The sequence below is a fragment of the Citrobacter sp. Cu096 genome (genome assembly GCF_030332285.1).
GTDB classification, from domain to species: domain Bacteria; phylum Pseudomonadota; class Gammaproteobacteria; order Enterobacterales; family Enterobacteriaceae; genus Citrobacter; species Citrobacter meridianamericanus.
Genome location: NZ_JAOWID010000030.1, coordinates 1483725 through 1509230, shown reverse-complemented (window position 1 = coordinate 1509230; position 25506 = coordinate 1483725). Strand labels below are relative to the sequence as shown.

Sequence of the window (25506 nt, the reverse complement as noted above, 5' to 3'; positions counted from 1 at the left end):
TAGATAATGAAGAGCTGCGCCAAAAGCTGGCGCAGCAGAATGGGCTAATCATAACCTATTGTGTCAGGCGTTGGGATCAGTGTTTGATGCCTAGCGAATCGGCTAACTGCCTCGCCAATTGATTATTGCATCTGCGCCGTACTCCCAGAACATGGCGCCTCCCAACCCTTTGCTTTTGATGTAGTCGGCTTTTATCGCCACCGAACGCGGATTTTCATAGGAGAGGGCAAAGAGTGTTTTTCCATCCGCAGACTGCACCGACAGCCACGGCACTTTCGCTTCATCATCCCAATGTTGGCTAAAGCGTTTTTGCGGATCGTTGATCAACTTCGCCACAATATCGTTGTACTTCACATAGGTATCTTTGCTCAGATCGACGCCCAGTGATTTGAACAACTCAATTTGCGCTGGCCCGAAATAGGGCTGGGTAGCCGGGTTTTTCTGCGCGTCAGGTTTGCTCCAGTCAATACCTGGCTCAATGGCGCGTTTTGGTACGCGTCCATAAAAGCCAATGCCCAGATTCATTTGGCTCGGTTTCAGACCGGCTGCGAGATAGTTACTGACCACAAAATCGGCGCTGTACTTATCCGCCGCCGCGACCGTCGGCCATTGCGTCGAATTATACAGGTTCGAGTTAAAATACTGGGTGCCGTAAGCCATGTCATAGGTCATCAGGTTGATGTAATCGAGCGATGGCGCAATGGCTTTCACATCTACCCAGCTTTTCGGACTTTCCGCATTCGCACCCACTGCATGTTGGTGAAGCGACAAGCTGTTTGGGCAGGTGTTATTGGTTGGAAATTACGCCACCAAATGGGGCTGCGAGTCTCTTTTTTGGCCTACAGATTTGCAGAAATGCGCAAATCTGTAGGCTGGAGGAGGCGTTTAAAATTATTTGTGCTGGGTTTCCAGCCAGTCATCAAGTGTATACAGCGTTGCGCCCGCCGCCGCCATATCTATAAAGGCGTTTGCACTGTCCTGGGGTTGAATATTAACGCCACGGCAACCGTCGGTAATAACGCTGACGGTATAACCCAAGTCGAGCGCATCGAGAACGGTAAATTTGACGCAATAATCAGTTGCCAGCCCCATGATGATGAGGTCGGTAATATGATGTTGCTGTAGCCACGCATTCAGTGCTGTAGCCTGGCGACGACCGTTATCAAAAAACGCACTGTAACTGTCGACCAGCGGGTTCTCGCCCTTGGTAAAGGTTTGAGTTATTGCCCGCTGGTTCAGCAGTGGATGCAGGGTTGCACCTTCGCTGTGCTGTACGCAATGGTCAGGCCAGAAGGTTTGCGCGAGGCCATCGAGTTGTCCCTGACTGTAGGGGGCAACCTGATGCTGACTGGCAAAGCTGCCGTGATGAGCCGGGTGCCAGTCCAGGCTGGCAACGACGGTGTCACCGCGTATGGCACACCAGTCAATCAGACGGTTGGCAATATCAATTGTGCTGTCGCCTTGCGGAACGGCGAGCGCACCACCGGCACAAAAGTCATTTTGTAAATCGACCAACAGTAAGGCTCGGGTCATGGGCATAAACTCCTTTATTCGTCCGGGGTAAGCTCACCGCGCAGATTTTGCGTCATTGCTTCACGAATGGTCTGCGTATCCAGTCCCTGACTCAGTAAATAGTGCAATTTGGTGAGCGTGGCTTCGACCGTCATATCCGCGCCGCCAATCACACCCGCATGTGCCAGGGCATTCCCCGTCGCATAGCCCCCCATATTTACCTTGCCGGACATGCACTGGGTCAGGTTAACCACCACAATGCCACGTGAGCTCGCATCTTCAAGTTCTTGCAGAAACTCTTTATTTTGCGGCGCATTGCCCACGCCGTAAGAACGCAGAATTAACGCTTTTACCGGCTGGCGCAGGAAGTTTCGCACCACATCAGCGGAGATACCGGGGTAAATGGTGACCACGCCAATCGGTTGTGGCGTAATAGGGTGCACAATCAGTTCGCCGGTGCCATGTGGTGCAGGCGGTGTCCCCAGGCGACGAATGTGGATCCCTGCCTCCAGCAGCGGTGCAAGGTTGGGTGAGGCAAAGGCGTCAAAACCATCGGCGTGCGCTTTAGTGGTACGGTTGCCACGAAATAGTCGATTGTTGAAAAACAGAGTCACTTCATTAATCGGATAATTTGCCGCAACGTACAGCGCATTGAGCAGGTTGATTTGCCCGTCTGAGCGTAGCTCGGCTAACGGTATTTGTGACCCTGTCACAATTACGGGCTTACCCAGATTTTCCAGCATAAAAGAGAGCGCCGAAGCCGTAAACGCCATGGTGTCGGTGCCGTGCAGAATAACAAAGCCATCATAATCGTCGTAGTGCGCTTTAATGTCTTCCGCAATATGCTGCCAGTCTTCCGGTGTCATATCGGAGGAATCCATCAGCGGGGCGTATTCGTGGATGGTGAAGTCTGGCATCTCCGGACGGTGGAATTCAGGCATCAATGCCAGCTGGCGCTGCAGGTGACCGGAAACGGGAATATAACCCTGTTCTGAGCGCTGCATACCAATGGTACCGCCGGTATAGGCAACGTAAATTGATTTTTTCTGCATGACTTTTCTTCTGTCTCAAAGAAAACCCCTCTTCATCCCGAAGAGGGGTCAATAGTTAGCGAACGTTGGCGCAGGTCAGGCAAAACGCATAGCGGTTTTGCGGATCGTTGAATGCGGCCAGCTTATCGCTTTCGGCTTTTACTGCACTGGCCGCAGAGGCCAGCGGTGGCGGGAGCATAGCCTGTATGGCGTCAGGTAACATGGCACGAACGGAGCCTGACATGCTGTTCATCACCATATCAACGAATGTTGGTTCGTCCTGATAATACTCAATGTGCCACTGTTTCAGTTTGCCAAGCTCAGCCGCTTTCGCGATGGCGTCGTCAAAATCACCGAGGCTATCTACCAGACCGTTGGCCTTCGCATCCTGACCGGTCCAGACGTGGCCCTGGGCGATTTTGTCAATCTGCTCAGGCGTTGTCTTACGCGCATCTGCGACCAGCGTGATAAAGCGCTTGTAGCCGTTCTCAATGCTCAGTTGCATCATCTGCTGCACTTCCGGCGGTAATGCTTTGGTGACGGAGATATCCGCCAGCGGGGAGGTCGCTACGCCGTCAGTATGTACGCCGATAGAGTCCAGGCTATTTTCAACGGTATTGATCACACCAAAGATGCCGATTGAACCGGTCAGAGTGCTGGGGTTCGCCACAATGTAGTTGGCTGGCGTGGAGATCCAGTACCCACCGGAGGCTGCCATGCCGCCCATGGACACCACAACCGGTTTACCCGCCGCTTTTGCCGCAGCCAGCTCAGCACGGATCACTTCAGAGGCGCTCACGCTGCCACCAGGGCTGTTTACGCGCAGAACAATGGCTTTCACTTTCGGATCAAGACGCGCTTCACGGATTTGTGCGGCAGTGGTGTCACCGCCCACATTCCCAGGCGTTTCTTCACCGTCCATAATCGCGCCATTGGCGAAGATAACGCCAATACTGTCGCCAGTGTCGGCCGGGGTTTTCAGCGTGTAATCGTAATAGCTGATGGCGCGGTAGTTTTTATCCGCTTTGCTCCAGCCAAACTGTTTGGTCAGCATTTTTTCGACTTCAGCGCTGGAGGCGAGTGCATCCACCAGTTTGTTGTCGAGCGCATATTTCGCGGTATCACCATCGACTTTCGTCAAACCGTCCAGCATGGCCTGCGCGCCGGGGAACACCTGTTGCGCAGGGATTTGGCGGTTGGCGGCGACCGTGTCGAGATAGTTCTGCCACAGCTCGCCGATCCAGCGGCTGTCTGCTTCACGCGCGGCAGGAGACATATCATCGCGGATAAATGGCTCGACGGCAGACTTATAGGTTCCGACGCGGAACACGTGTGTGGAAACTTTCAGCTTGTCGAGCAAGGATTTGTAGTACAGGCCGTTGGTGGCAAAGCCGTGCAGATCAACGGAACCTTGTGGAGAGAGGTAAATTTTGTTGGCAAAACTGGCGAGATAATACTGCCCCTGGCTGAAGTTATCGCCCACGGCAAAGACCGGTTTACCGCTATCGCGGAATTCCCGTAGCGCTTTGCCGATATACTGCATGGACGGCTGATCGGCCCCGGCAAAGTTTTTCAGGTCCATCACGATACCGGTGATGTTGCGGTCATCTTTCGCCTGGCGAATGGTATTCACGATATCGAACAGGGAGTTTTCCTGCAGACGATCGGAACTGGCGCCAAACAACTGACGGCCAATAACGCTTAAGCGACTGGTACTCGAGGGCTTATCAACAATCACGCCCGAGATATCCAGCAGCAGTGCGCCTCGCTCAGCATGTTCGCTGGTGTTGCTGCTACTGACCTGCATCCAGATGCCCACACCAACCAGCACCAAAAAGATGAAGAACAGGTTAAGCACAAATTCACGGACGAAATTGAGTAATCGCCATGTCCATTTAAAAAATCCGGCAATAAATCGCCACAGGGTTCGCATGTATTCTCCCTACCGATTAACAACACGCCACCCGAAATTCCGGAGAAAGGCGTTAAGATGAGGCTATCGTAATGACCCGACAGGCACTTGTCAGCAGGAATCGCCGCCTGTGCTGTAACAAAATCCGCTCACGTGTTAATTTTGTGAACAAATTTCATTGTTGGAGTTAAGCAAATGGATGCACTCGAATTACTTATCACCCGTCGTAGCGCTTCTCGTCTCGTCGAGCCAGCCCCGACAGGAGAGCAACTGCAAAATATTCTGCGGGCGGGAATGCGCGCCCCGGACCACAAAACGCTGCAACCGTGGCAATTCTATGTCATTGAGGGAGAAGGGCGTGAACGCTTTAGCGCCGTACTTGAGAAAGGCGCGATTGCCGCAGGTAGCGATGAAAAAGCTCAGGAAAAAGCGCGCAGCGCACCGTTTCGCGCGCCGCTGATTATTACCGTGGTGGCGAAATGTGAAGAAAACGACAAGGTTCCGCTGTGGGAACAGGAAATGTCTGCCGGTTGTGCAGTAATGGCCATGCAGATGGCGGCAGTTGCCCAGGGCTTTGGCGGTATCTGGCGCAGCGGTGCATTAACCGAAAGTGCGGTTGTTCGCGAAGCATTCGACTGTCGTCCACAGGATAAAATCGTCGGTTTCCTCTATCTGGGCACACCGCAGCTCAAAGCCTCCACGACGATTAACCTGGCCGATCCGAGCGCATTCGTCCGTTATTTCTGATAACAACGGCAAAACTGTCTGGATTATGAGCAAAGAGACCCGAATTCAGACAGTCACTCTTACCACATCATGGAATGAGCGCTACCATATCCGGATTGCACTGACAGGAGATGTCCATGAGCGAGCAAGCTATTCGTTTAACGCAATACAGCCACGGAGCCGGTTGCGGTTGTAAAATTTCCCCCAAAGTACTGGAAACCATCCTGCACAGTGAGCAGGCGAAGTTTGTTGATCCGAACTTACTGGTGGGTAATGAAACACGCGATGACGCGGCGGTATACGATCTGGGGAACGGCACCAGCGTAATCAGTACCACCGATTTTTTTATGCCGATTGTCGATAATCCGTTTGATTTTGGGCGTATTGCCGCCACTAACGCCATCAGCGATATTTTCGCCATGGGCGGCAAACCGATTATGGCAATTGCTATTCTTGGCTGGCCGCTTGATAAGCTGGCGCCGGAAATCGCCCGCGAAGTCACCGAAGGTGGGCGCTTTGCCTGCCGTCAGGCGGGTATCGCGCTGGCGGGCGGTCACTCTATTGATGCCCCTGAGCCTATCTTTGGTCTTGCGGTAACCGGTATTGTCCCGACCGAACGTGTGAAGAAAAACAGCACCGCCGAGGCAGGGTGCAAACTGTTCCTGACTAAGCCGCTGGGGATTGGCGTCCTGACTACCGCAGAAAAAAAATCACTGCTGAAGGACGAACACAAAGGACTGGCGACGGAAGTGATGTGCCAGATGAACATTGCTGGTGCGGCATTCGCCGACATTGACGGCGTGAAAGCCATGACCGACGTTACTGGTTTTGGTCTGCTGGGACATCTGAGTGAGATGTGTCAGGGGGCCGGCATTCAGGCGCAGATCGTCTACCAGGATATTCCTAAGCTTCCCGGTGTTGAAGAGTACATTGCACTGGGCGCAGTGCCGGGTGGCACCCAGCGTAACTTTGCCAGCTACGGCCACCTGATGGGTGAAATGCCGCAGTCGGTACGCGATCTGCTCTGCGATCCGCAAACCTCCGGCGGTTTGCTATTGGCGGTAACGCCGGAAGCTGAGGCTGAAGTTAAAGCGGCAGCGGCGCAGTTTGGCATCGACCTCACCGCGATTGGTGAGTTAGTGGAAGCTCGTGGCGGTCGCGCCATGGTTGAGATCCGTTAACTCGATGCGGTTGTTTATTGCCGAAAAACCGAGTCTGGCGCGCGCTATCGCCGATGTGTTGCCAAAGCCACATCGCAAAGGTGACGGCTTTATTGAATGCGGAAACGGACAAGTGGTGACCTGGTGCATCGGTCACCTGCTTGAACAGGCGCAGCCAGACGCCTACGACAGTCGCTATGCTCGCTGGAGTCTGGTCGATCTGCCGATTGTCCCGGAAAAGTGGCAACTGCAGCCGCGTCCCTCAGTGACCAAGCAACTTAACGTCATTAAGCGTTTATTGCATGAGGCCAGTGAAGTCATTCACGCAGGTGACCCCGATCGTGAGGGGCAACTGCTGGTGGATGAAGTGCTGGATTACCTGCAACTGGCGCCTGAAAAGCGCCAGCAGGTGCAACGTTGCCTGATTAACGACCTTAACCCGCAGGCTGTGGAGCGGGCTATTGAGCGTCTGCGCGCCAACAGTGAGTTTATTCCGCTGTGCGTCTCGGCGCTGGCGCGTGCGCGTGCCGACTGGCTGTACGGCATCAATATGACGCGCGCTTACACCATTCTTGGGCGTAATGCGGGTTATCAGGGCGTACTTTCGGTCGGACGCGTACAGACGCCAGTGCTCGGCCTGGTGGTGCGTCGCGATGAAGAGATTGAAAACTTTGTCGCCAAAGACTTCTTTGAGGTAAAGGCGCATATCGTGACGCCTGCTGATGAGCGGTTTACCGCTATCTGGCAGCCGAGCGAAGCGTGTGAGCCGTATCAGGATGAAGAAGGGCGCTTGCTGAATCGCACGCTGGCTGAACACGTGGTAAACCGCATTAACGGTCAGCCAGCGATAGTCACCAGCTATAACGATAAACGGGAATCAGAATCTGCGCCGCTGCCGTTCTCGCTGTCGGCATTGCAGATTGAAGCGGCGAAACGCTTTGGCTTAAGCGCCCAAAACGTTCTGGATATCTGTCAGAAGCTGTATGAAACCCATAAGCTGATTACCTATCCGCGTTCGGATAGCCGCTATCTGCCGGAAGAACACTTTGCCGGACGTCACGCGGTGTTGAACGCGATTAGCGTTCATGCGCCGGATCTGCTCCCACAACCGGCGGTCAATCCAGATACGCGAAACCGCTGTTGGGACGATAAAAAAGTGGATGCGCACCACGCCATCATTCCTACCGCACGCACTTCGTCCATCAACCTGAATGACAACGAAGCGAAAATCTACAACCTGATTGCCCGTCAGTATCTGATGCAATTTTGCGCGGATGCGGTATTCAGGAAGTGCGTTATTGAGCTGGATATCGCCAAAGGCAAGTTTGTCGCCAAAGCACGTTTTCTGGCGGAAGCCGGATGGCGCACGCTGCTTGGCAACAAAGAGCGCGACGAAGATAACGACGGGACGCCGTTGCCGGTGGTGGCAAAAGACGACGAGTTGCTGTGTGAAAAAGGCGAAGTGGTTGAACGCCAGACTCAACCGCCACGACACTTTACCGATGCCACGCTACTGTCAGCAATGACCGGGATTGCGCGCTTTGTGCAAGACAAAGATCTGAAAAAGATCCTGCGTGCAACGGATGGCCTGGGAACGGAAGCCACACGCGCCGGGATTATCGAGCTGCTGTTTAAACGTGGTTTTCTGGTGAAGAAAGGGCGTTATATCCATTCCACCGATGCCGGAAAAGCGCTATTTCACTCACTACCTGAAATGGCGACGCGTCCGGATATGACCGCGCACTGGGAATCTATCCTGACCCAAATCAGTGAAAAGCAGTGTCGTTATCAGGACTTTATGCAACCGTTGGTGGGAACGCTGTATCAGCTTATCGATCAGGCGCGCAGCACACCGGTACGACGCTTTCGTGGAATTGCTGCACCGGACGGTGGTGGTGGCGATAAGAAAAAGAGTGCGCCGCGTAAACGCCCGGCGAAAAAAAGCCCGCCATCTGAAGAGGCGGGCGTGTAGTTTCCAGGTCGGATAAGGCACGTGTGCCGCATCCGGCGTACGGAATGAATTAGATCACTCCCTGGCCCAGCATCGCGTCGGCAACTTTCACGAAGCCCGCGATGTTGGCGCCACGTACGTAGTTGGTTTGCTTGCTTTCGCCGCCGTACTCAACGCAGGCATGGTGAATATCCAGCATGATGTGGTGCAGGCGCGCATCCACTTTCTCCGCTTTCCAGCCCAGACGTGCGGCGTTCTGCGCCATTTCCAGACCGGATGTGGCGACGCCACCGGCATTGGCGGCTTTACCCGGCGCAAACAGTACGCCCGCTTCGAGGAACTGGTCGGTGGCTTCGATGGTGGTCGGCATGTTCGCGCCTTCAGCCACGGCCTTGACGCCGTTGGCGATAAGCATTTGCGCGGCTTCCACATCGAGTTCGTTCTGCGTGGCACACGGTAGGGCGATGTCGACCGGAACTGACCACGGTTGTTTGCCTTCCAGGTAGGTCAGGCCAAACTCACGGGCATAATCTGCTACGCGACCGTCGCGGCTGTCTTTGATTGCGCACAGCCGCGCCAGTTTTTCTTTGGTAAATCCGCTTTCATCGACCACAGTACCGCTGGAATCGGAAGCGGTAACCACCCGCGCGCCAAACTCCATGGCTTTCTCAATGGCGAATTGCGCTACGTTACCGGAGCCAGAAACCGCTACGCGCATACCTTCAAAGCCCAGACCATGGCGTTTGAGCATCGCTTCGGTGAAATACACCAGACCGTAGCCGGTCGCTTCCGGGCGGATCAGACTGCCGCCGAAAGAGAGACCTTTACCGGTAAAGACGCAGGCGCTGTTGTTGGAGAGTTTTTTCATCATCCCGGCCATAAAGCCGACTTCACGGCCGCCCACACCGATATCGCCCGCCGGAACATCTGTATCGGGACCTAAATGGCGGAACAGTTCGGTCATCAGCGCCTGGCAGAAACGCATGATTTCGCCTTCACTTTTCCCTTTTGGATCGAAATCGCTCCCGCCTTTACCTCCGCCCATTGGTAGCGTGGTGAGGGCATTCTTAAACGTCTGCTCGAAGCCAAGAAATTTCAGGATCGACAGGTTCACGGAAGGGTGGAAACGCATACCGCCTTTGTATGGGCCAATGGCAGAGCTAAACTGCACGCGCCATGCGCGGTTGACCTGCACCTGATTGCGGTCGTCCAGCCAGACTACACGGAACTGGATTACGCGCTCCGGTTCAACCAGACGCTCCAGCAATGACATCTGGCGGTAACGCGGGTTTTGTTCAAGGAAAGGCCACAGCGTGGTCATCACCTCACGAACGGCTTGCGCGAACTCGGTCTGATTCGGGTCGCGCTTTTGCACATGGTTAAGGAATGACTCCAGAGAACATGTCTGATCCATAGATATAAGAACCTCTTATGTATTGATATGGTTATATTTTTGATTTTTGTGTTAAGTGTTGTGCAGTTTTTGACTATACCATCAGCACTGTGACGCGACGCAAGAAAAAATTAACCCCGCTAAGTAAATTAATATTGCGTCGTGGGTCATAACTAAAAGCGATGATCGAAGAGGCTAAAGTTTCTGCCGATTTATACCGTTATACTGAGCATAATTGTCAGTTAAAAAGGAAAGAATATGCGCCGTTTAATCGTGGCAGGCGTGTTGGCCCTGGTGTCCAGCGCGACGCTGGCAAATCAGCTTTATCGCCCGGACGTGCAGGTGAATGTACCGCCGGAAGTGTTTAGCTCCAGCGGTCAGCGGGCGCAACCCTGTAGTCAGTGCTGTATTTATCAGGATCAAAACTACTCAGAAGGGGCAGTGATTAAAGCGGACGGCGTTTTGCTTCAGTGCCAACGCGATGAAAAAACGATCAGCACAAATCCGCTGGTCTGGCGTCGCGTAAAAGAATAAACGCTTCCAGTAGTGGGATGTCAGCAGGTGCCAGCGGATAACGCAGCGCCTCTTCGGGTGAACACCAGACGATATCCTGATGTTCATACGCTTTCAGTTCCCCCTGATATGACGGTACATGCCAGGCATGTAAGTGAATCAGTCGGCCCGAAACTTCGCGTTGATGGCTGGCAATGTAGCGACCCACGACCGCCTCAATGCCCAACTCTTCACGCAATTCACGGATCAGCGCCTCGGGTTGATTTTCGCCCGATTCAACCTTGCCGCCCGCAAACTCCCACATCCCTGACTGATCCGTATGCTGCGGACGTTGAGCCAGTAAAATTTTGCCATCACGTTCAATAATAGCGGCGACCACGTCGAGGGTTTTCATTATATTCATCAAGATCTAATGACAGAAAATGACATATTATCGTTATCTTTGTTTTATCTAAAGTATTCAGGAGCAACCGTTGAATGATCCTCAGTCGTGGGTAAAACCGTTAACGCGCATCCCTTCCAGTTTAAAACCGCTCGTTGCTACGCAGAAAAAGCATTATGGCGATGTATTGCATCCTACTCGCTGGTGGGGGCGGATGCCGTTTCTGTTCTGGCTGGTGGCGCTGTTTGTCGGATTTCTGGAGCGTAAAAAAGCACGTTTAACGCCGGTGATGCGCGCGCTGTTGATGACCCGCGTTTCTCAGGTGTGCCACTGCGCTTTCTGCGTTGATGCCAACAGTTTACGGTTGGCTGAACGCTGTGGCGCGTTGGATAAAGTCTTACAGGTTGCCAACTGGCAAGAATCGACGCTATTTAACACAGAAGAGCGCGTAGCGCTGGCCTATGCTGATGCGGTCACCGCTACGCCTCCACAGGTTGACGCTGCGCTTAAAGCGCAGATGAAGCAGCATTTTACCGAGGACGCCATTACTGAAATGACCGCGTTGATTGCGTTTCAAAATCTCTCGGCGCGTTTTAATGCCGCTCTCGATATCCCTTCCCAGGGGCTGTGCGACAGCCTTAAAGGACGCCCGCATGCTTGATCGTCATCTTCATCCGCTATTAAAACCGCTTTTGCATCGCTGCGTGGGCATTATTGATAAGCCTGCGATTACGCCGGACGGACTTACGCTGGTCGGTTTTGCTATTGGCGTGTTGGCCTTGCCATTTCTGGCGTTAGGCTGGTATCTGGCAGCGTTGGCGGCGATTGTGCTTAATCGGCTTTTTGATGGGCTGGATGGGGCGCTGGCGCGGCGCAGAGGGCTAACCGACGCGGGAGGATTTCTTGATATCTCGCTCGATTTTCTGTTTTACGCCCTGGTACCATTCGGTTTTATGCTCGCCGATCCGGCGGCTAACTCGCTGGCTGGTGGCTGGCTACTGTTCGCCTTTATGGGAACCGGCAGCAGCTTTCTGGCCTTTGCCGCGCTGGCGGCGAAACATCAAATTGATAACCCGGGGTACGCGCATAAATCGTTTTATTATTTGGGGGGGCTGACCGAAGGTACCGAGACGATTATGCTGTTTGTGTTGGGGTGTCTGTTCCCGGAATATTTTGCCATGATGGCGTGGGTCTTTGGCGCACTGTGCTGGATGACGACGTTTACCCGGATCTGGAGCGGATACCTGACACTGAAAGCGGTCCAGCGTCAGGCGTAGCGTATTGCGTTGCCGGATGCGCTTATCCGGCAATAATGACAGCCTTACTTGCTGGTTTCAGGACCCCGTTCACCGCTGGCAACCGGATTTTTGGGATTGCTGCTCCACTCATACCAGCCGCCGTCGTAGACTGAGACGTTTTTCCAACCCATCGCGCGGGCGTACATAAATGTTTCCGAAGCACGCCAGCCGGTACCGCAATAGAACGAGACCTGCTGCTGTGGCAGGATATTCCATTGCTTCCACATGGCGGCGATGTCATCCGCACTGCGCATGGTGCCATCCGGGTTATGGAAATCCTCCATGTGGGTGGAATCACTGCCCGCGTGGCCCCAACGTGCGCCTGCGATCTCACCTTTTGGCTTAATGTAGCTATAGCCGCTGGTGGTACCGACAAATTCCGGCCATGAACGAATGCTCACCAAAGACGCATCCTGGCGATGCAGCAGGCCGCGAGCCTGTTCCATATCCAGCATCAACTGCGGCTGGGCGGGAATGGTCACGCCGAAATCAGGTTCTGGTTTCACCGATGGCGCAGTGCCGCGTTCAACCGGTAAACCTGCGTCGGACCAGGTTTGCCAGCCGCCGTCGAGCAGACGAACATCTTTTACGCCTGCATACAGCATAATTTGCGCCACGCGCGCGGCGGCATAGACATCACGGCCGTATAAAATCACCGTGGTGTCATGGCGGATGCCGTGCTTCGCCAGCATCGCTTTGAGCTGGTCGTCTGACACTTTGTTCCACAGCGGTTCGCTTTCGACTTCGTTGGTATCAATGTAGCCCGCACCGGGGATATGGCTCAGCAGATACAACTTCGGTGCGCCCCAGGCGGCCTCAATCACTTTCCAGTCACCCGCTGGTTTAGCGGTTACGTTTTTACCCTGCTGCAGGTCGTGAAGCCACTGCGGGTACACCAACTGTTCGAAGTGCGGCAGACGTTGCAGGCGGGCAGGGTCCGTAAGCGCATCGCTGAGGGTAGAGATATGGTTAAAGCCAACTTTTTGCAGGCGGGATTTGACAGCCTGCATGTCGTTATCGCTGCCATACAGCGCCACCGGCGCATCGGTGCTGAGTTGATGTGACTTAACCCAGGCGCTGAGTTGTTCATCATTCATCTTGTCGAGCCAGGCAGCAGACAGGTTCAGAGCGGAAGGTTCGTGTCCTGAAGGGCCATTAAGCGACTGCGGCCAGCCGTTGTAAAAAGCGCTCTGACGGGTATCGATCGCCGCGCCTTGCTTTTGGTGTAACTGGTCGAGGGTGAGCGTCTGTGCTGTTTCAGCAGCCCAGGAGGAAGCGCAAGCGAGCCCTAAAGCAAGTGCCAGCGCGGTCATTTGAGAAACACGTTTCATCGAATAGCCCGACGTTGAAAAAAGAGGACGACATTCTGTGCCGCCGGTTAAGTAAAAACCTTGCGTTAACGCAGCATATCGCCACATTCACGCCCAGTTTTCCATCTGTAATACACGACCTGCTGGCGGGACATCCTGCGCGTCATGGGTAACCTGCACCACTGGAATACCCTGCTTACGTACCTCGGTAAAGACCCACTGACGAAAGGTATCACGCAGCGACGCGTCCAGCCGACTAAAGGGTTCATCAAGTAACAGTGCCTGGGGCTGAGCCAGTAGCGCGCGGAGCAGGGCGACACGCGAGCGTTGTCCGCCGGAGAGCGACGCCGGATCGCGCGAATAAAAACCGGCCAGGTCCGCACGTGCGAGAGCGCTTTCCACCGCGTGTCGTCTGGCTGGTCCTTGCAGACTGGCGGGCAGAGCCAGCAGTAAATTCTGCCCAACGCTGAAATGGTCAAACAACAACGCATCCTGGAACAGAATGCCAATCTGGCGCTGCGCCGTAGGCAGCGCGTCAACGCGTCGTTCGTTGAGCCACAGCTCGCCTGATGCCTGAAACTGCGGCGACAACGCCCCGACCATCCACGAAAATAACGAAGACTTTCCGCTACCGGAAGAACCCATAATTGTGACAATGTCACTTTTATCAACCTGAAAGGTAACGTTCTTCAGCAGCGCAGTCGCACCCTGGTACAACGAAACGTTTTGCACAATGAGCATTAGCGGAGTCCTTGTCGAAAGCGGCCAATCCATGCAGCGAGAAATGCGACCAGGGCGAAAATAGTGAGTGGCAACAGAAGTTGCCATAGCGCCTGGGTTGCCAGAATAGCAGTGCTACCGCCGCTGCTTAATGCGACCGCTTCGGTGGTTAACGTGGGAAAGCGCCCGGCACCTAACCACTGCGTCGGCATATACTGGGCGATACTGACAGAGAATCCTACCGCGAAGGCAATCAGCGCCGGGCGAGCCAGTAGGGGACATTTTACCTGCCAGAATATGCGGATCCGTGTCCAGCCCAGCGTTTGCGCAATCAAAATCAATCGCGGGTCAATGCGCTGCCAGGCCGGTTTAAGCACAAATAGCATCCAGGGCATCACCCACAGCAGGTGGCCCCAGATAATGGTCATCATCAGTCCATCCTGTCCGGCATATAACGCCAGCAGATATTGTCCGGTTACCAGCGGTAGTGCGGGCAAAATCAGCGGTAGCCAGACCCAACGGTGTCCGGTTTGCGGCCCCCATTCCAGCCAGGCAAAAAGTATTAGCAGTGCCAGCAGGCTGGAGACAAGTCCCAGTTGCAGACTATTGCTGAGCGCCTCGCTATTTAGCGATGAATAGCTGGCGAGCAGCGCCAGAACCAGCGCGGATACCATACCGCTAAGGGGTAAAAGTTGTACTAACGAACGTTCGGTTGTACAGGATGGAAAACGCAGGCGTTCACCGGTTACTGCGGGAATGGTGCGTCGCCAGGCGCGCCACAACAGATACCCTGCCAGCGCGATGATGAGGAGCAACAGCACCAGCAACAGGCTGGCGAGCGCGCCTTTCGACTGCTGCCCGGAATCGCCCTGACTGAGCCATTGCCAGCTCAAAACGGCAAGCGTTGGCGGATTTCCGGGGCCAAGAACGATTGCCACATCCACAACGGAGAGTGACCAGGCGACAATCGCCAGCATCGCTTTACCTGAGGCTGGGGCGATTGAAGGCAGGATTAGCCAGTTCAGGCATTGCAGTCGGCTGTAGCCCAGCGAATCCAGAACGATAACCTGCTGCGAAAGGTGTTTTTCGCTCAGTTGGGCTGAGAGGATCCATAACAAAAAGGCGCTTTCTTTCACCGCCAGCGTCACGCCAAGTCCAATGCCGTAACGGTCTGGCTGTGGGCTGAGGAACGGGAGCCATTGCCAGATTTTACCGCCTTCAGCAAAAATCAACAGCGCGCTGGTGGCGAAGGCAACGTGCGGAATCGCCAGCAGCCACGGAAGGCGCGAGCACAGACGCGCCCAGCCAGCGCCGGGCCATAAGGCGAGGATTGCCAGTAGTGCAATGATCAGTGCGCCGCCGGCAGCGAGTCCTGTGGAAACAAGCGTCGCCAGTAATGCCTGCGCAAGTTGAGGGTCGGCAAAGAGCGCCAGCCAATGGGTCAGACTAAGGGCTGGCACTATCAGAGAGAAAACCGCTGGCGCCAGCGGCAGATAAACTGCCACCATGATGGCCCAGAGTAGCAAAATTAATGCGTACCGTAGCGGCGTAGCCATTCTTGTTCCAGAGCGTTTACCCAGGCGGCATGCGGTTCTGGCAGCACGGCGGGAAGTCCTTGCGGGATCCGTGCCAGCAGTGCATCACGTTGTTCGACGGGCAATTTTTGTGGATCAAGCACCGAAGGATCTCCCCAGACAGTTGAGTCGGCTTTACGCAGTTGTGCTTCGGGCGAAAGCAGGAAGTTTGCCACGACTTTTGCTCCTGCACTGGCGCGGGCATTCGCCGGAATGGCAACAAAGTGCACGTTGCCGAGCATGCCCTGTGAGAAACCAAAACTGTAGCTGCTTTTAGGCAATTCGCCGCTGGCTACTTTTTGCTGCGCGTGGGCAGGGTTAAAGGTCAATGATAAACGCAGGGTTCCAGAATTGAGTAGCGCATCCATTCGTGCAGGCGAGGGCGGAAAGTCTTTACCTTCACGCCACAGTACAGGGTGCAGTGTATCAAGATAATGCCACAATGGCGCGGTAACGTCGGCGAATGTGGCTGTATCTGGTACGATTTTAAGCGCTTGTGGTTGCGTGGTGAGCGAAATTAACAACTGCTCCAGAAACGCCGTGCCGGTAAAGTCTGGTGGACGCGGATAGGTCACCGTGCCAGGATGCGCCTGGGCAAATTCCAGCAGCGCCTGTGGGGATTGCGGTGGCTGCGCGGTGAGATCGCGCCTCGCGATGAAGGTTAGCTGTGCGCCACCCCAGGGGGATTCAGCCCCCTCGGTTGGAACGGAGAAATCTTCGCTCACCGGTTTTTGGGTATCAACATAGCGCCAGTTAGGCAACGTTTGCGCCCACTGGGTTTGCAGCAGCCCGGCTTCTTTCAGCGTACGAAAATTTTCGCCGTTTACCCACAGTAAATCGACAGACCCCCCGGTTTTTCGCCCGGATGCAGCTTCAGTCTGAATGCGTTTTACCGCGTCGGCGGCATCTGCGAGACGTACGATTTTCAGGTTTATGGCATAGTGTGTTTTCATCTCGCCGCTAACCCAGTCGAGATACTGGTTAACTGCGTTGTCGCCACCCCAGGCATTGAACCACACCGTCTGACCGCGGGCGTCATTTTTGATTTGCTGCCAGTCGGCATCCTGGGCAAACGTCGCCAGCGGACAGAGCAATAAACTCAGGCACAATAAGCAGTAACGCATAGTATCTCCATTGCTAAAAATGGGGGAATTCTCAGGTTTTTTTTCGTTGATGTTCAAGATACAGGCTTCTCGCCACTGAAATCATCACGCTCAGGGCGAACAGGATGAACAGGCCGGTTACAAACCAAAATGTACCGCCGGTTAACAGGCTACCCGCCCATGAATAGACGATAGTGGCGGGTAACTGGCCGATGCCGGTGGCAATGAAAAAATGGCGAAACCGAATCGAGGTCAGGCCTGCTGCGTAGCTTACCGGATCGAACGGTACAAAAGGTAACAGGCGACAGACAAGAATGGTGTGCTTGCCATAGCGCTCGAAAAAAGCGTCCATGTTGTTCAACACCGTTTTTCCGGTCAGTTTCTCCACCGCGCCACGGCCTAAAACGCGAGCAATAAAAAAGCACAGCGCCGCGCCGGTCATCGCGCTGCACCAGGACAGTACGCCGCCCCAAAATGCGCCAAACAGCGAGGCGTTGGCAAAGGTGATCACAAAGGCCGGAAGGGGGGCGACGATGGCCTGTAAGAGCATCAGGAAGAAAGAAACAACCGCCGCCTGAGTTCCGTAAGAACGAATGAAATTCTCAATGGCATGCTGATCGAGCGTGGCAAATGCCGCCAGGCTGGCGCGGAGAAAATCGCTCACACCAGGTATCCACGCCCACGCCATCAGCGCGAGCAGCAACAGGATAATCACTCCTGCCCGGTAGAAATGGATGCGTCCTTTTATCATTTATCTGCGCACTCGTGAGGAGCTGATGGATCGACATGCTTATAACGAGCCCAGGCTTTGGCAGCCTGTACGAGGACAAAAAGCGCCAGCCCCGCAACGCTGAGCTCACCGATAAATGTCCAACTAATTCCTTCGCTGGCCAGTTCGTGCGACATCAGCGTATAGATAAAGATGCCTGGTAAGGTGGTTACAGCAGATATCACGGTAAATGACCAGAACGGAATGGCCGTCAGCCCATAGGCGTAGTTTTGAATGTTATAAGGGAACAGCGGCACGAGGCGGGTGAGGATAAGAAAGTCAACTCCGCTATGGGCAATGCCTTTTTCGATAGCCTGAAACATTGCCGTATGCCCAACGTATTTTTGCAGCAGTTCCCGGCCCAGCCATCGCGCCAGCAAAAAAGACAGCGATGAAGCCACAGTTGCCGCCACTAATGAGATAACCGTCCCGGTCACGGGGCCAAACAGCACACCGCCAACGATCACCAGGATGCTGCCTGGGATGAGACACAACGCCGCGAGAATGAACAGCAGGATAAAAAGCGTATAGCCGAACATGCCGCTCTGGCGGATGACGTCTTGTAAATGATGGAAATTAGTTATCAGGTCGGTCAGACCGTAATGATGGAAAACTCCCGCCAGAACGCAGAACAGGGCCCCGACAATCAGCAGCCGGTATTCTGCTTTATGCGAGCTTCTTTTTCATGGGGGTTCTCCTGTAAAACTGAGTGCAATGCAGCATTTTCATCAGCGAAAAGTGCGCGCGAAGATATAGTAAAATTCCGACTACAACAATGAATTACCGTTGCTTTATTGATTTTGCACCAAATAAACACACTCTCCAGGCCTGGCCCGGAGAGTGCAAAAACGCAAAAGATTAGACGCGGAATTTAGCCCATACCGGCGCATGATCGGACGGCTTTTCCATGCTGCGAATTTCATAATCGATGCCGGTTTCTTCGCAGCGCTCCGCCAGCGGGTTGCTCGCCAGCAGCAGATCAATACGCAGGCCACGGTTATCGTCAAAGCCTTTTGAGCGGTAATCAAACCACGAGAACTGGTCGTTCTTTTCAGGATAGGCGTGACGGTAGGTATCCACCAGACCCCAGCCCAGCAGACGCTCCATCCACTCGCGCTCTTCCGGCAGGAAGGAGCATTTTCCGGTACGCAGCCAGCGTTTACGGTTCTCTTCGCCAATGCCGATATCGAGATCGGTTGGGCTAATATTCATATCGCCCATGATCAATACCGGATTGTCGCGCTTCAGCTCTGTCTCAAGATAGTTTTGCAGGTTCTGATAAAACGCGGCTTTGGCCGGGAATTTGGTTTCATGGTCACGGCTTTCGCCCTGCGGGAAATAACCGTTGATCACCGTGATGCTGCCCAGAGGAGACGGAATTTCCGCCATGATGATACGACGCTGCGCCTCTTCGCCATCGCCTGGGAAGCCACGACGCACCGCAATTGGTGTTTCTTTTGTTAACAACGCGACGCCGTAATGACCTTTCTGGCCATGATAAAAGACGTTATAACCGAGTTTTGCCACCTCTTCGAGAGGGAACATATCGTCGTGGACTTTTGTCTCCTGTAAGCCAATCACATCCGGTTGGTGTTTTTCGACAATGGCTGCCAGTTGATGGGGACGGGCCCGCAGGCCGTTGATATTAAAAGAGACAAATTTCATAGTCACTGCCACTTTGCAAGATGAATAGTGCAAGGATGGTAGCAGAATTTCTGCAGACTGACTGCTTCTTGTCACGTGATTCCAACAATGATTGCTAATGGTGTTAACGATGGAGCAAAAACTGCACCGTTTTGGCGCGAAGCGCGTCGGAATGGGGCAATAATTTCCGAAAAATTTCGTATACGATCACAATTCCAGAATTATATTTGGCGACTGAATAAAACTGCGTTTTTTCCTCTGTTTAGTCGCCTGATGCGCAAACATATTCACTTTATATGCACATATAGTGAATATCGTCACGTTGTAACTTGTTGATATTCCGTCCTGGACCTCCGTTTATGCACTTTTTTCGCTGGCTGGCACGAACCCTGCAATCTACATTTACACCGCAAACACTATATTTATTAACATATACATAACCTTTTATTTACCGTTGAGGTCGCTATGTCTCTGTCAATTACGCGTGAAAATTTTGATGAATGGATGATGCCCGTATACGCTCCGGCCCCTTTTATTCCGGTACGGGGTGAAGGTTCACGTCTGTGGGATCAACAGGGTAAAGAGTATATCGATTTCGCGGGAGGCATTGCGGTTAATGCGCTGGGCCACGCACATCCAGCATTGCGTGAGGCATTAAACGACCAGGCGAGCAAATTCTGGCATACGGGAAATGGTTACACCAACGAGCCGGTATTGCGTCTGGCGAAAAAGCTGATTGACGCCACCTTTGCCGAGCGCATTTTCTTCTGTAACTCAGGGGCAGAAGCCAACGAAGCGGCGTTAAAACTGGCACGTAAATATGCTCATGATCGTTTTGGTAGCCAGAAGAGCGGCATTGTGGCGTTTAAAAATGCTTTTCACGGCCGCACGCTATTTACCGTCAGTGCTGGTGGTCAGCCTGCTTATTCACAGGATTTCGCGCCGCTGCCGCCGGATATCCGCCATGCCGTGTATAACGATCTCGATTCTGCCAGCCAACTGATTGATGACAGCACCTGTGCGGTCATCGTCGAGCCTGTGCAGGGCGAAGGCGGCGTGGTGCCGGCAACAAACGCGTTTCTGCAAGGGCTGCGTGAATTATGCGATCGCCATAATGCGCTGCTGATTTTTGATGAAGTTCAGACCGGGGTTGGCCGTACTGGCGAGCTGTATGCCTATATGCATTACGGCGTTACGCCGGACCTGCTGACTACCGCAAAGGCGCTGGGCGGCGGTTTCCCTATTGGCGCACTGCTGGCGACAGAGCATTGCGCCAGTGTGATGACGGTAGGTACGCACGGTACAACGTACGGCGGAAACCCACTGGCCACTGCGGTGGCGGGTAAACTGCTGGAAATTGTTAACACGCCGGAAGTGTTGAACGGAGTCAAACAGCGACATGACTGGTTTGTGGAGCGTATTAGCGCCATTAACGAGCGTTTTGAACTGTTTAGTGAAATTCGTGGACTTGGACTGCTGATCGGCTGCGTGCTGAATGCGGAATATGCAGGGAAAGCGAAACTTATCTCACAAGAAGCGGCTGTCGCCGGGGTGATGGTACTGATTGCTGGTGCGAATGTGGTGCGTTTTGCGCCAGCGTTAAACGTCAGCCAGGAAGAAGTTGCTACCGGCCTGGATCGCTTTGCGCTGGCCTGCGAACGCATTAAAGCAGGAGGTTCATCATGATGGTGATTCGTCCCATTGAACGTGCTGATATCACCGCGTTGATGCAGCTTGCCAGTAAGACCGGCGGCGGATTGACCTCGCTACCGGCGAATGAAGCGACGCTAATGGCACGTATCGAACGTTCGCTACAAACCTGGCGCGGTGAGTTGCCCAAAAGTGAGCAGGGATATGTGTTTGTGCTGGAAGACAGCACCAGCGGAACCGTGGCGGGGATTTGCGCCATCGAGGTGGCAGTCGGGCTTAACGATCCCTGGTACAACTATCGGGTCGGTACTCTGGTGCACGCCTCGAAAGAATTGAACGTGTATAACGCGCTACCGACGTTGTTCCTGAGTAACGATCACACGGGTAGCAGCGAGCTCTGTACGCTGTTTCTCGACCCTGACTGGCGAAAAGAAGGCAACGGCTATTTGTTGTCGAAGTCGCGCTTTATGTTTATGGCCGCCTTTCGTGACAAGTTTAACGAGAAGGTCGTTGCCGAGATGCGCGGCGTGATTGATGAGCACGGCTACTCTCCGTTTTGGCAAAGCCTCGGCAAACGTTTTTTCTCAATGGAATTCAGCCGGGCGGATTTTCTCTGCGGAACAGGGCAAAAAGCGTTTATTGCTGAATTAATGCCCAAGCATCCTATTTATACCGATTTCCTGTCTGATGAAGCACAAAGCGTGATTGGTCAGGTACATCCGCAAACGGCACCCGCGCGGGCGGTGCTGGAGAAAGAGGGATTTCGCTATCGCAACTATGTCGATATTTTTGACGGCGGGCCGACCCTGGAATGCGATATTGACCGGGTGCGGGCGATTCGTAAAAGCAGACTGGTTGAGGTGGCTGAAGGGCAGCCTGCACAGGGGGATTATCCGGCTTGTCTGGTTGCCAATGAAAACTATCAAAACTTTCGCGTCATGCTGGTTCGTGCCGACCCGAATACTCAACGTCTGGTGCTGACGGCGGCACAACTGGATGCCCTGAAATGCCACGCGGGCGACCATGTACGTTTTGTGCGTCTTTGTGCAGAGGAGAAAACAGCATGACATTATGGATAAACGGCGACTGGGTAACAGGGCTCGGCGAGCGTCGGGTGAAAACCAATCCTGTCAGTGGAGATGTGCTGTGGCAGGGTAATGATGCCGATGCAACTCAGGTGGCGCAGGCGTGCCACGCAGCGCGTACGGCTTTTCCTAGCTGGGCAAGGCAGACTTTTGCCGCGCGTCAGGCGATTGTGGAGAAATTTGCTGCTCTGCTGGAAAGCAATAAAGCCGGGCTAACACAGATTATCGCCCAGGAAACCGGAAAACCTCGTTGGGAAGCCGCCACGGAACTGACGGCGATGATCAATAAAATTGCTATCTCCGTGAAAGCTTACCATGCCCGCACCGGAGAGCAGCGCAGCGAATTACCGGATGGCGCGGCAACGTTGCGCCATCGCCCACACGGCGTGCTGGCAGTTTTTGGCCCATATAACTTCCCAGGTCATTTACCTAATGGACATATTGTTCCGGCACTGCTGGCAGGCAATACATTGATTTTCAAACCCAGCGAGCTGACGCCGTGGACCGGTGAAGCCGTGGCAAAGCTGTGGGCGCAAGCGGGATTACCGCCGGGCGTGCTGAACCTGTTACAGGGCGGGCGTGAAACGGGGCAGGCGCTGAGCGCGCTGGAAGACCTCGATGGTCTGCTGTTTACCGGCAGTGCCAATACTGGTTATCACCTGCATCGACAGTTATCTGGTCAGCCGGAAAAAATCCTCGCCCTCGAAATGGGAGGGAACAACCCGCTGATTATTGAGAACCCGGAAGATATTGATGCTGCTGTGCATCTGACCATTCAATCTGCGTTTGTTACCGCCGGACAGCGTTGTACCTGCGCTCGTCGCCTGTTAGTTAAAAAAGGCGCGCAGGGTGATGCGTTCCTCGCACGTCTGGTGGAAGTCAGCCAGCGTTTAATGCCCGGTAACTGGGACGCAGAACCGCAGCCATTTATTGGCGGGCTGATTTCCGAACAGGCCGCGCAGCACGTTTATGATGCCTGGCAGCGTCTGGAGTCGTTGGGTGGACGTACGCTGTTAGCCCCACGTCTGGTGAAAGGCGGAACATCACTGCTGGCTCCCGGTATCATCGAACTGACCGGAGCGGCGAACGTACCGGATGAAGAGGTTTTTGGCCCTCTGCTTGGCGTCTGGCGCTATGACAGCTTTGATGACGCGATTCGCATGGCGAACAACACCCGTTTTGGACTGTCTTGTGGGTTAGTTTCACCCGATCGCAGCCAGTTTGATCAACTACTGCTGGAGGCGCGGGCAGGGATCGTCAACTGGAACAAACCGTTAACTGGCGCGGCGAGTACAGCGCCGTTTGGTGGTGTAGGTGCTTCCGGAAACCATCGTGCCAGCGCGTGGTATGCCGCAGATTATTGCGCCTGGCCGATGGCAAGTCTGGAATCACCAGCCTTAACGCTGCCAACAGCGTTAAGCCCTGGCCTGGATTTTTCTCGTGAGGATAAGCGATGAAAGCCCGTGAGATAAATTTTGATGGTTTGGTGGGGCTTACTCACCACTATGCTGGATTGTCATTTGGTAATGAGGCCTCAACCAAACACCGTTTTCAGGTGTCGAACCCACGTCTGGCGGCGAAACAGGGTCTGCTAAAGATGAAAGCGCTGGCGGATGCGGGATTTCCCCAGGCGGTGATCCCGCCCCATGAGCGGCCTTATATTCCGGTGCTACGGCAGTTGGGATTTAGCGGCAGCGACGAACAGGTGCTGGGGAAAGTGGCGCGTCAGGCACCGCACTGGCTTTCCAGTGCCAGCTCCGCATCGCCGATGTGGGTGGCGAATGCGGCAACGGTCTGCCCTTCAACAGATGCGCTGGACGGGAAACTGCATCTGACGGTGGCGAATCTGAATAACAAGTTCCACCGTTCGCTGGAAGCGCCAACCACTGAAGCGTTGTTAAGGGCTATCTTTCGTGATGAGCATCGCTTTGCGGTCCATGGTGCATTACCCCAGGTGGCGCTTTTCGGTGATGAAGGTGCGGCCAACCATAACCGCCTTGGCGGGGAGTACGGCGGCCCCGGCGTACAGCTATTTATTTATGGTCGTGAAGAAGGGAATGCGTCCCAGCCGACGCGCTATCCGGCGAGGCAATCTCGTGAGGCCAGTGAGGCAGTCGCGCGACTGAATCAGGTCAACCCGCATCAGTGTATTTTTGCCCAGCAAAATCCGGATGTCATCGATCTTGGCGTGTTTCATAACGATGTGATTGCGGTGTCGAATCGCCAGGTGCTGTTTTGTCATCAGCAGGCGTTTGTCAGACAGCAGGCATTGTTGACGCAGTTGCACAGCCAAGTGGCAGGTTTTACGCCGCTGGAAGTCCCGGCTGCTGAAGTGTCGGTGCAGGATGCGGTGACGACCTATTTGTTTAACAGCCAGTTATTGAGTCGTGATGATGGCTCGATGATGCTGGTTCTGCCACAAGAGTGTCGGGAGCATGCGGGCGTGTGGCGGTATCTGAACCGTCTGCTTGAGGAAGACAATCCGATCGATGAGCTGCGGGTATTTGATCTGCGTGAAAGCATGTCCAACGGCGGCGGTCCGGCGTGTTTGCGCCTGAGAGTGGTGCTTACCCCTCAGGAGCAGCAGGCCGTGAATCCGGCGGTTTTCATGAACGATACGCTGTTTAACACGCTGAATAACTGGGTTGATCGATACTATCGCGATCGTCTTACCGCCGCCGACCTTGCTGACCCGCAACTGCTGCGCGAGGGACGTGAAGCTCTGGATACATTGACACAATTGCTTAGTCTCGGCTCGGTTTATCCTTTCCAACTGGAGAGGTCGAACCATGAATGATTTTCTGACCCAAACGCTTGCAGGGATAACCCCCGAGCAAACCAAGGGCACCGCTCGCGGTTTTTCATGGCAGTGGCTCGGCTACGGGATTCTGGAGCTGACGCCGGACGCACCGGTCGAACATTCTCTGGTGCTGTCAGCGGGGATCCACGGCAATGAAACGGCCCCGGTAGAGATCCTGGATTCATTGCTGTCCAGTCTGTTTCGCGGTGAGTTGACGCTGACATGGCGGCTGCTGGTGATTCTGGGCAACCCACTGGCGCTGGCGGCGGGAAAACGGTATTGCCATAGCGACCTGAACCGAATGTTTGGCGGCCGTTGGCAGGTTCTCGCCGCGAGTGATGAAACGCAACGTGCCCATGAGCTTGAGCTGTGTCTGGAAGATTTTTATACGCGCGCGCAAGAGTCAGTACGCTGGCATCTGGATCTGCATACCGCGATTCGCGGCTCACAGCATCTGCGTTTTGGCGTGCTGCCACAACGAAATATTGCCTGGGACGAAGATTTTCTGGGGTGGTTGGGAGATGCAGGACTTGAGGCGCTGGTGTTCCATCAGACGCCTGGCGGTACGTTCACCCATTTTAGCGCTGAACATTTTGGCGCGCTGGCCTGTACACTGGAACTGGGTAAAGCGCTGCCGTTTGGGCAAAACGATCTGTCCCAGTTTGCGCAGACGGCGGATGCGCTGGCGAGGCTGCTGCAAGGCGAGCGAATGCCTGCAGGAAAAACATCTCCGCTGCGTTACCGCGTGGTATCGCAAATCACGCGACGTAGCGACGATTTCATTCTTCATATGGATAACCAGACGCTCAACTTTACCCCTTTTAAAGAGGGAACTTTGCTGGCGCAGGACGGTGATGAACGTTTTATTGTCACCCATGATGTTGAATACGTTCTCTTTCCGAATCCCAGTGTGGCCTGTGGTTTACGTGCCGGGTTGATGCTCCAAAAAATGTGATAAATATATATGCCCTGA

At 54.2% G+C, this 25506-nt stretch carries 23 protein-coding genes and 1 pseudogene; 11 read left to right on the top strand and 13 right to left on the bottom strand.

Annotated features, from left to right (window positions below):
- Nucleotides 1-76: 76 nt before the first annotated feature.
- The 4 genes and pseudogenes from OGX99_RS21615 to sppA form a co-directional block, all read right to left on the bottom strand.
- A pseudogene (locus OGX99_RS21615) lies at nucleotides 77-753 on the bottom strand (glycosyl hydrolase family 18 protein); the annotation flags it as partial.
- Nucleotides 754-891: 138 nt separating this feature from the next.
- Entirely contained in the window at nucleotides 892-1533 is a 642-nt protein-coding gene (gene pncA, locus OGX99_RS21610; protein ID WP_151218987.1) for a bifunctional nicotinamidase/pyrazinamidase, read from the bottom strand.
- Between the two features lie 14 nt (nucleotides 1534-1547).
- The gene (gene ansA / locus OGX99_RS21605; RefSeq protein WP_151218988.1) at nucleotides 1548-2564 is read right to left on the bottom strand and encodes an asparaginase; all 1017 of its coding nucleotides are present in this window, start codon (nucleotides 2562-2564) and stop codon (nucleotides 1548-1550) included.
- A gap of 55 nt (nucleotides 2565-2619) precedes the next feature.
- Complete coding sequence (gene sppA / locus OGX99_RS21600) at nucleotides 2620-4476, bottom strand: signal peptide peptidase SppA (RefSeq protein WP_187252561.1); 1857 nt, start codon at nucleotides 4474-4476, stop codon at nucleotides 2620-2622.
- Between the two features lie 174 nt (nucleotides 4477-4650).
- On the opposite strand from sppA, the gene OGX99_RS21595 reads away from it, so the two are divergent.
- The 3 genes from OGX99_RS21595 to OGX99_RS21585 all read left to right on the top strand — a co-directional run bounded on the left by OGX99_RS21595 (nucleotide 4651) and on the right by OGX99_RS21585 (nucleotide 8313).
- Nucleotides 4651-5202, top strand: coding sequence for an NAD(P)H nitroreductase (locus OGX99_RS21595; RefSeq protein WP_151218990.1), 552 nt, complete (start codon nucleotides 4651-4653; stop codon nucleotides 5200-5202).
- Nucleotides 5203-5318: 116 nt separating this feature from the next.
- On the top strand, nucleotides 5319-6362 hold the full coding sequence (gene selD, locus OGX99_RS21590) for a selenide, water dikinase SelD (RefSeq protein WP_187252559.1): 1044 nt from the start codon (nucleotides 5319-5321) through the stop codon (nucleotides 6360-6362).
- 4 nt (nucleotides 6363-6366) lie between these two features.
- Nucleotides 6367-8313, top strand: a complete 1947-nt coding sequence (locus tag OGX99_RS21585) for a DNA topoisomerase III (RefSeq protein WP_286545343.1) — start codon at nucleotides 6367-6369, stop codon at nucleotides 8311-8313.
- A 49-nt stretch (nucleotides 8314-8362) separates the two neighbouring features.
- Here the strand turns inward: OGX99_RS21585 and gdhA are convergent, their stop codons facing one another.
- Complete coding sequence (gene gdhA, locus OGX99_RS21580; RefSeq protein WP_151218991.1) at nucleotides 8363-9706, bottom strand: NADP-specific glutamate dehydrogenase; 1344 nt, start codon at nucleotides 9704-9706, stop codon at nucleotides 8363-8365.
- 237 nt (nucleotides 9707-9943) lie between these two features.
- Between gdhA and OGX99_RS21575 the strand changes: the two genes are divergently transcribed.
- Complete coding sequence (locus OGX99_RS21575) at nucleotides 9944-10219, top strand: YnjH family protein (protein WP_151218992.1); 276 nt, start codon at nucleotides 9944-9946, stop codon at nucleotides 10217-10219.
- Here the strand turns inward: OGX99_RS21575 and OGX99_RS21570 are convergent.
- Nucleotides 10179-10592 carry a pyrimidine (deoxy)nucleoside triphosphate diphosphatase gene (locus tag OGX99_RS21570; RefSeq protein WP_151225358.1) on the bottom strand — a complete coding sequence of 138 codons (414 nt, stop codon included), beginning with the start codon at nucleotides 10590-10592 and terminating at the stop codon, nucleotides 10179-10181. The genes OGX99_RS21575 and OGX99_RS21570 overlap by 41 nt on opposite strands.
- A 79-nt stretch (nucleotides 10593-10671) precedes the next feature.
- Between OGX99_RS21570 and OGX99_RS21565 the strand changes: the two genes are divergently transcribed.
- Nucleotides 10672-11241, top strand: coding sequence for a carboxymuconolactone decarboxylase family protein (locus OGX99_RS21565; protein ID WP_286545048.1), 570 nt, complete (start codon nucleotides 10672-10674; stop codon nucleotides 11239-11241).
- Entirely contained in the window at nucleotides 11234-11857 is a 624-nt protein-coding gene (locus OGX99_RS21560) for a CDP-alcohol phosphatidyltransferase family protein (RefSeq protein ID WP_286545046.1), read from the top strand. The genes OGX99_RS21565 and OGX99_RS21560 overlap by 8 nt, the downstream gene beginning before the upstream one ends.
- A gap of 44 nt (nucleotides 11858-11901) precedes the next feature.
- Here OGX99_RS21560 and OGX99_RS21555 read toward each other — a convergent pair whose 3' ends face one another.
- The 7 genes from OGX99_RS21555 to xthA all read right to left on the bottom strand — a co-directional run bounded on the left by OGX99_RS21555 (nucleotide 11902) and on the right by xthA (nucleotide 19019).
- Nucleotides 11902-13209 (bottom strand): sulfurtransferase, encoded by a 1308-nt coding sequence (locus tag OGX99_RS21555; RefSeq protein ID WP_151218996.1) that lies wholly within the window; start codon nucleotides 13207-13209, stop codon nucleotides 11902-11904.
- Between the two features lie 87 nt (nucleotides 13210-13296).
- The gene (locus tag OGX99_RS21550) at nucleotides 13297-13929 is read right to left on the bottom strand and encodes an ATP-binding cassette domain-containing protein (protein WP_151218997.1); all 633 of its coding nucleotides are present in this window, start codon (nucleotides 13927-13929) and stop codon (nucleotides 13297-13299) included.
- A complete protein-coding gene (locus OGX99_RS21545; RefSeq protein ID WP_286545044.1) occupies nucleotides 13929-15464 on the bottom strand; it encodes an ABC transporter permease family protein in 1536 nt (511 codons plus the stop codon). Before OGX99_RS21545 ends, OGX99_RS21550 begins: the two co-directional genes overlap by 1 nt.
- Nucleotides 15437-16606, bottom strand: a complete 1170-nt coding sequence (locus tag OGX99_RS21540) for an ABC transporter substrate-binding protein (RefSeq protein ID WP_286539018.1) — start codon at nucleotides 16604-16606, stop codon at nucleotides 15437-15439. The genes OGX99_RS21545 and OGX99_RS21540 overlap by 28 nt, the downstream gene beginning before the upstream one ends.
- 31 nt (nucleotides 16607-16637) lie before the next feature.
- Complete coding sequence (locus OGX99_RS21535; protein ID WP_187252555.1) at nucleotides 16638-17336, bottom strand: TVP38/TMEM64 family protein; 699 nt, start codon at nucleotides 17334-17336, stop codon at nucleotides 16638-16640.
- Nucleotides 17333-17989 (bottom strand): TVP38/TMEM64 family protein, encoded by a 657-nt coding sequence (locus tag OGX99_RS21530; RefSeq protein ID WP_187253018.1) that lies wholly within the window; start codon nucleotides 17987-17989, stop codon nucleotides 17333-17335. Before OGX99_RS21530 ends, OGX99_RS21535 begins: the two co-directional genes overlap by 4 nt.
- Nucleotides 17990-18212: 223 nt before the next feature.
- On the bottom strand, nucleotides 18213-19019 hold the full coding sequence (gene xthA / locus OGX99_RS21525) for an exodeoxyribonuclease III (RefSeq protein ID WP_043016615.1): 807 nt from the start codon (nucleotides 19017-19019) through the stop codon (nucleotides 18213-18215).
- A gap of 444 nt (nucleotides 19020-19463) precedes the next feature.
- Here xthA and astC point away from each other — a divergent pair, with 444 nt between their 5' ends.
- From astC to astE, 5 genes are read left to right on the top strand one after another with little or no spacing between them, the layout of a single operon-like run.
- Nucleotides 19464-20684 carry a succinylornithine/acetylornithine transaminase gene (astC, locus tag OGX99_RS21520; RefSeq protein ID WP_151219000.1) on the top strand — a complete coding sequence of 407 codons (1221 nt, stop codon included), beginning with the start codon at nucleotides 19464-19466 and terminating at the stop codon, nucleotides 20682-20684.
- The gene (gene astA, locus OGX99_RS21515) at nucleotides 20681-21715 is read left to right on the top strand and encodes an arginine N-succinyltransferase (protein WP_187252554.1); all 1035 of its coding nucleotides are present in this window, start codon (nucleotides 20681-20683) and stop codon (nucleotides 21713-21715) included. The genes astC and astA overlap by 4 nt, the downstream gene beginning before the upstream one ends.
- Nucleotides 21712-23190, top strand: coding sequence for a succinylglutamate-semialdehyde dehydrogenase (gene astD / locus OGX99_RS21510; RefSeq protein ID WP_286545041.1), 1479 nt, complete (start codon nucleotides 21712-21714; stop codon nucleotides 23188-23190). The genes astA and astD overlap by 4 nt, the downstream gene beginning before the upstream one ends.
- The gene (astB, locus tag OGX99_RS21505; RefSeq protein WP_286545040.1) at nucleotides 23187-24530 is read left to right on the top strand and encodes an N-succinylarginine dihydrolase; all 1344 of its coding nucleotides are present in this window, start codon (nucleotides 23187-23189) and stop codon (nucleotides 24528-24530) included. The genes astD and astB overlap by 4 nt, the downstream gene beginning before the upstream one ends.
- Nucleotides 24523-25488: a succinylglutamate desuccinylase gene (astE, locus tag OGX99_RS21500; protein ID WP_151219003.1), complete on the top strand. Its 966-nt coding sequence runs from the start codon at nucleotides 24523-24525 to the stop codon at nucleotides 25486-25488. Before astB ends, astE begins: the two co-directional genes overlap by 8 nt.
- Nucleotides 25489-25506 lie beyond the last annotated feature (18 nt).

Bases quoted from the DNA above. Each gene is read 5' to 3' on its own strand.
- OGX99_RS21575 (WP_151218992.1), top strand. From the start codon at position 9,944: ATGCGCCGTTTAATCGTGGCAGGCGTGTTGGCCCTGGTGTCCAGCGCG.
- astE (WP_151219003.1), top strand. From the start codon at position 24,523: ATGAATGATTTTCTGACCCAAACGCTTGCAGGGATAACCCCCGAGCAA.
- OGX99_RS21560 (WP_286545046.1), top strand. From the start codon at position 11,234: ATGCTTGATCGTCATCTTCATCCGCTATTAAAACCGCTTTTGCATCGC.
- xthA (WP_043016615.1), bottom strand. From the start codon at position 19,019: ATGAAATTTGTCTCTTTTAATATCAACGGCCTGCGGGCCCGTCCCCAT.
- OGX99_RS21585 (WP_286545343.1), top strand. From the start codon at position 6,367: ATGCGGTTGTTTATTGCCGAAAAACCGAGTCTGGCGCGCGCTATCGCC.
- astC (WP_151219000.1), top strand. From the start codon at position 19,464: ATGTCTCTGTCAATTACGCGTGAAAATTTTGATGAATGGATGATGCCC.
- gdhA (WP_151218991.1), bottom strand. From the start codon at position 9,706: ATGGATCAGACATGTTCTCTGGAGTCATTCCTTAACCATGTGCAAAAG.
- selD (WP_187252559.1), top strand. From the start codon at position 5,319: ATGAGCGAGCAAGCTATTCGTTTAACGCAATACAGCCACGGAGCCGGT.
- OGX99_RS21550 (WP_151218997.1), bottom strand. From the start codon at position 13,929: ATGCTCATTGTGCAAAACGTTTCGTTGTACCAGGGTGCGACTGCGCTG.
- OGX99_RS21595 (WP_151218990.1), top strand. From the start codon at position 4,651: ATGGATGCACTCGAATTACTTATCACCCGTCGTAGCGCTTCTCGTCTC.
- sppA (WP_187252561.1), bottom strand. From the start codon at position 4,476: ATGCGAACCCTGTGGCGATTTATTGCCGGATTTTTTAAATGGACATGG.
- astA (WP_187252554.1), top strand. From the start codon at position 20,681: ATGATGGTGATTCGTCCCATTGAACGTGCTGATATCACCGCGTTGATG.
- OGX99_RS21570 (WP_151225358.1), bottom strand. From the start codon at position 10,592: ATGAAAACCCTCGACGTGGTCGCCGCTATTATTGAACGTGATGGCAAA.
- OGX99_RS21545 (WP_286545044.1), bottom strand. From the start codon at position 15,464: ATGGCTACGCCGCTACGGTACGCATTAATTTTGCTACTCTGGGCCATC.
- OGX99_RS21555 (WP_151218996.1), bottom strand. From the start codon at position 13,209: ATGAAACGTGTTTCTCAAATGACCGCGCTGGCACTTGCTTTAGGGCTC.
- ansA (WP_151218988.1), bottom strand. From the start codon at position 2,564: ATGCAGAAAAAATCAATTTACGTTGCCTATACCGGCGGTACCATTGGT.
- astB (WP_286545040.1), top strand. From the start codon at position 23,187: ATGAAAGCCCGTGAGATAAATTTTGATGGTTTGGTGGGGCTTACTCAC.
- pncA (WP_151218987.1), bottom strand. From the start codon at position 1,533: ATGACCCGAGCCTTACTGTTGGTCGATTTACAAAATGACTTTTGTGCC.
- OGX99_RS21540 (WP_286539018.1), bottom strand. From the start codon at position 16,606: ATGCGTTACTGCTTATTGTGCCTGAGTTTATTGCTCTGTCCGCTGGCG.
- OGX99_RS21535 (WP_187252555.1), bottom strand. From the start codon at position 17,336: ATGATAAAAGGACGCATCCATTTCTACCGGGCAGGAGTGATTATCCTG.
- astD (WP_286545041.1), top strand. From the start codon at position 21,712: ATGACATTATGGATAAACGGCGACTGGGTAACAGGGCTCGGCGAGCGT.